Source organism: Acinetobacter sp. TSRC1-2, assembly GCF_049895885.1.
Lineage (GTDB): Bacteria > Pseudomonadota > Gammaproteobacteria > Pseudomonadales > Moraxellaceae > Acinetobacter.
The window spans coordinates 1-889 of the sequence record NZ_JAFCTF010000037.1 but is presented as its reverse complement, the minus strand read 5'-3'; the positions used below and the strand labels follow the sequence as shown (position 1 = coordinate 889).

1 protein-coding gene is annotated in these 889 nt (G+C 35.7%); it reads right to left on the bottom strand.

Annotation, left to right across the window (positions count from 1 at the left end; translation table 11 throughout):
- Positions 1–15: 15 nt before the first annotated feature.
- Positions 16–885 carry an IS982 family transposase gene (locus ACP69Y_RS16595; RefSeq protein WP_425919542.1) on the bottom strand — a complete coding sequence of 290 codons (870 nt, stop codon included), beginning with the start codon at positions 883–885 and terminating at the stop codon, positions 16–18.
- Positions 886–889: the final 4 nt, after the last annotated feature.

Genomic DNA, 889 nt, shown 5'->3' with positions numbered 1-889 from the left:
TAACCCGAATCCTGCTTAAGCCAATGGTTCCATAATTTGAATTGTTGGCTTATTTCGATGGGTTAATTGATATGCACATAACGAGGCGTAAATTCCACTTAGAAATCCATGAATACTACGTGCCTTACTCGTTACTAAATTGTATTGACCTTTCAATAAGCTGAATAACGTTTCTATTTTATTGCGCTGTTTTAAGTGATATTCATCTGATGCACAGAGTTGAACAGACTGCATGTTCTTTCGATGATAGGTAATCAAATCAATACCTTGATCTTTTAATCTGCTTTTTAACTCTTGGCTAATATAGCCACGATCTGCATAAAGCTTTGCTTCTAAGCCTTCAACCAAATGCTCAACCATTTTGATGTCAGCCACATGTCCATTAGATAAAGCAGAACAAGCTATTTCACCAAAATGATTCATCGCAATATGTAATTTACAGCCATAAAACCAGCCCATCGAGCTTTTACCATGAGATGCAATTTTGGCTAAAGATTTATGGCGTTGAATCCGCTGATTTTTACAGACCGGTAGAGTTGTTGAATCAATCCATAAGTATTGTTTGTATTGCCCTTTCATTAAGGCCACATGCAAAGCATGTAGCGCCAATTGATGCATATTGATCAGATGAATCATTCGTTGATAACAGGGTAAGCCTTTAAATAAATGACTTTTATCCTGTTTCAACCATGAGAAGAAGGCTTTAAAATTACTGAAGTGAGAACACTTATACCAAATGGCGATAAAACTAATTTCCGAGATTGTCAGTTGTGCAGTTCGAACTCTTAAAGCATGACGGCTTTGTTTGAGAAATTTCCAATAAGTTGCTTCAAATTTAAGAAAGAAATCATCAATTAGGCAAAATAATTCGGTACTATTAAACATCAGG

Excerpts from the sequence above, each read along its gene's own strand:
- ACP69Y_RS16595 (WP_425919542.1), bottom strand. The coding sequence starts at position 885 with ATGTTTAATAGTACCGAATTATTTTGCCTAATTGATGATTTCTTTCTT.